Below are 4,065 nucleotides of genomic sequence, written 5' to 3' on the forward strand. Positions count from 1 at the left end.
ATCTGGTTGGTCAGCTGTTCTTCCGTCGGCGTCAGGTTACCTTTTTGGGCCAACGCCTCTTTCGCCGCCTGAATAGCGACCGGGTCTTTCAGCGCTTTTTCTTCCGCTATTTTGCCCTGCGTGCGCACGATATCACTGACCTGACCACCTATCTCACCGATAAGTTGCGCTTCACGCAGGCGGTTTTGCTCTTTCTCTTTATCAAATATCGGGCCGATGCTGCCGTTGGCATTGTCGGTGTCGCGGCTCAGGTCTTCGACATTCTGCTGTTGTTTATCGGTATCGCGGATGGTGATATTGCCCTCAGATACCGCCGCCTGAGTCGTGCCCTCGGCATGGCCGTCATTGCCCAGCCCCGACAGCACCACGCCGCCCAGATTGCTCAGCAGGTCAGAACCCACCGGGCCGCCAGTGCTCAGGCTGCCGCCCTGATGTTCGGCGTTGAAGTCAGCTTTATTTTCGATATCACTGAAGCCCAGAGTGCCGGTGTCCAGACTGTTTTTACTCTGGTCAGCCGTGCTGGCAATCACCGCGCCATCGAGTTGAGTATGCTCGCCGACGGTGATATCAAAGCCGCCAGCGCCTGCAAAGATGCCGGTCTGTTCCTGCACTGAGTCATAATTGCTGTGCAGCTTATCTTTACTGATACTCAGGTTGGCAGAGCCACCGCCGCCGGTCACCGCCATGCTGACACCGCCGCTGGTGCTGCTGCCGTCAGTTTTTTGCGTGTTAGCGGCACCGAGTAATAGCAAGTCACGGGCGGCGTCTAAGGTGGTATCGCCGCCGACTTTAAGCTGGCTGCCTTGCACCAGGATGTCGCCGCTGTTCGCCGGGTTCCCCTCGCCGGTGGCTGTCACCGTCAGGTTGTTGCCCGCCGTCAGGGTCGAGCCGGTCACGCTGGTCTGTTCCTGATGCTGCTGCGAGGACGATTTTTGTGAGCCTAATGAGGCACTGACGCCGAACATGCTGGCAGTATCGCCCCCTTGCGCCTGCACCAGTTGGCCTGCCTGCACCGCCTGCGCACCACTGAGTGCCGCTTTCACACCTTGCAGCGCAGACAGTCGGCCATTGCTCTCTTCGCGGGCATCTTTGGCGGTGGTGACCGCGGTATTGAGGGCGCTGCCGACCGCACCGGATAGCGCCAGTGTCAGGCCGCTACTTTTTTGCTCGACACTATGGGTCTGGCTGCTTTGATTCTCCGCCGCCAGAATACTGACGTTTTTACCGCTCAGATTGATGTCTTTCCCGGCTAACACCTCGGAGCCTTGCACCGTCAGATCTTCACCGACGGTCATGCTGACATTGCCCAGCACACTGCCCACCGTGCTGCCCACGTTGGAGAGAGATTTGCCCGTGTCGGTGGTTTTTTGGCTGTTGCTGCCCACCGTGACACCAATCCCGCCGGTACTCATCAGGCCGGATTTTTTCTGCTCGAACAGGTGAGATTCGCTCTCGCGCTGCTGCGCAGTGCCGACGGTGATATTTTCTTTTGCCCGCAGGTTGATATCCTTGTCTGCCACCACATTGCTGCCGATGACCGCGATATTTTTGCCACTGACATCAATAGCACCGGCAGATAGCATGGAGCCGACCGCCAGCGTCTGGCTAATGCTGTCCTCGCTGCGGGTGGTGGTGCTGGAGGCCAGCCCTTTTTTAGTGCCGGTATGAGTGCGCTGCTCGTCATGCTGTTCGGTCTGGGCGGTGAGGGTGACATCGCCGCCCGCCGCCAGTGTCAGCGCGCCATGGGTTTGTATCGCGCTGGCGCTGAGGGTGATGTCTTTTGCCGTCTGCAAATTGATAGCGCCGGTGGCGTTCAACTGGCTGCCGCGCAGGGTTTCATCATAGAGATCCACTGAACTGGTATGGCGCTTGCTCGACGATTCGCCGGTGACGTGCAGGCTGTCAGTCGCCGCGCTGAGGTTAATATTTTGCGCCTGCACATCAATAGTGCCGGCATTGATATTGGCCCCCACCGCGGTCAGATTATTCACATTGGCGGTTAGCGCACCGCCGACATTCACCTCACTGCCCAGATGGCGGATATGCTCACTGCTCGCGCTGCCACTGCCATAATTTGCACTTATCTGGTCGCGGGTTTGTACCGTATTGAGCAGCCAGTCACCGCCGGTATTCACCTGAAGATCCTGACCGACATTGAGGCCGGCACCTTGTTGGATAAAATCACGTTCGGTATTGATAGTTGCATTATTAGTGACATTGATACTCGCCAGCGGCCCCAAAATGGTTTGATTACGCAGCACTGAGCCATTGTTGCTACTGAGTTGTTCACTGCTGGTGCGCAGGATTAAATCGCGGCCACTGTCCAGTTGCAGGTTGGTGGCATTGAGTCGCGCACTGGTCAGGTCAATATCACTGTTCAGTGTACTGAGCAGCATATTGCCGCCCGCCTGAAGCAGGCCACCACGGTTATTGAGCGTGATGTCTTGCGCCATGCTGATTTGCAGGTCATTGGTGGCTTTAATCGCCCCTTGATTGGTGAAACCCTGCACATCCGTTAAGGCGATATTGTCAGCCGCAATCAATGCGCCGTTGGCATGCAACTCACCCGGTTTAATCCCCGCCAGATAGACCACTGGGACTAATACGGTTTGTCCGGCGACTTCACGGGTTTCCATGAGGATGATATTGCTGGTCAGTGCCGCCATCTGCTCGGCACTGAGGTGGGTACCGAGGGCAATATTGAACGCCTTGCTGTATTCAAGCCCCTTTTTTCAGACACGCTCAGATAGCCACTCTCAATTAAAAATATTTTTTAAATCAACAGTCTAGATATTTCGATAGTAAAAGAACCAGTAGACACATCCAACACCAACCCCCACTAAACCTGTCTTCAATACTTTATGAAAGTTATCCATCAAGTATCCTAGAATCTGATCACCACCACCAATCCAATACCCAAGCACTTGAAAAATAAAACTTACAAAAAAAAGCATTAAAGAGAACGCAACGCATAAATACAACAGTACCAGTAGTGATTTTTTACTTATTAACATTGCTATTCTCCTTATTTTTTATGGAGTTTTGTAATGCATCAGAGAATCCCCCAGAAGCAGCTGAGTCAGCTACATTTCCAGAAAGAGAAGGTAAGTTATTTTGAGGGACTGGTTTTGTGATAGTCCATACACCCGTCGGAACCCATTCGTACTGTTTAGAGATTGGATTAAGTTTTTTATCCATTGGTATTTTGATAATATTACCCGCGACATAACCTACTGATGCCCCCGTTTTACTCAATAGGCCCCCCATAAATGGATCATCACCATTGATTTCTGCCTGATAATAACCACCTGCTGCATTCCAAGTTACTGTTGGATTGTAACCTTTGCCGGCAGTAATAAGACCGATAACTCCGGCCCCGATAACATCTGATAATTTGACTTCGCCGGCTTTGCTTGTTCCATATTGGATGGCTGTATTAGCAGCACTCGATACACCTGCGGCTATTAATTGCTCCTTAGCTCCCGCACTGTTAGTAATGATGGCTTTCCCTCCCATAACGGCGACCGGCCATGAAGTCGGATCGCTGATAATAGACAGCAGGCGATCGCCTTGCGTGATATTGTCTTTCAGGAATTTCAGATCGGCACCGTTGATATAATTCACCAATGCCGCCGCATCAGGATCTTTCAATTTTTCATCCAGCCGGAATTGTGATGGATGTGCATCATTGGCGACATTTGTCGCTCCCTGGATAAGCTCCTCCCATGTGACGCAACCTACGCCGCCACCGGTACAGGCCTCTATTAGCTCTTTACTGTTCTTGTTGCTGATTTCAATGTATTTCTCAATCACTGACGTACAGTCACCACCAGACGCTTTACAGTCGGAGAGTTCTTTATCAAGTGCTCTGGCTTCCGTACTGCTCAGATAGTTATTCTCAACCGCATTTTTCCCAGTCTGCGCACCGGCAACCGTATCAGCGGTGCTGTCGCCGGTCAAGCCACCGGCTAATCCGGCCGCCAGTGTCGCCAGCGCACTGACGGTCTGCTTCTGATCTTCGCTGAGATTGTCTTTGTCCCAGCCCATTGCCGCGATAATCCTCGG

Annotated in this window: 1 protein-coding gene and 1 pseudogene; both read right to left on the reverse strand. The window is 53.0% G+C overall.

The features are described 5' to 3' along the window. Positions 1–2,726: pseudogene (locus FTA91_RS06070) on the reverse strand (hemagglutinin repeat-containing protein); the annotation flags it as partial. Positions 2,727–3,000: 274 nt separating this feature from the next. Continuing rightward, positions 3,001–4,065 (reverse strand): VENN motif pre-toxin domain-containing protein (locus FTA91_RS06075; protein WP_186366646.1); only part of this gene is annotated, 1,065 nt, incomplete at its 5' end.

The sequence above is a fragment of the Yersinia thracica genome (assembly GCF_902170565.1).
GTDB lineage: Bacteria > Pseudomonadota > Gammaproteobacteria > Enterobacterales > Enterobacteriaceae > Yersinia > Yersinia thracica.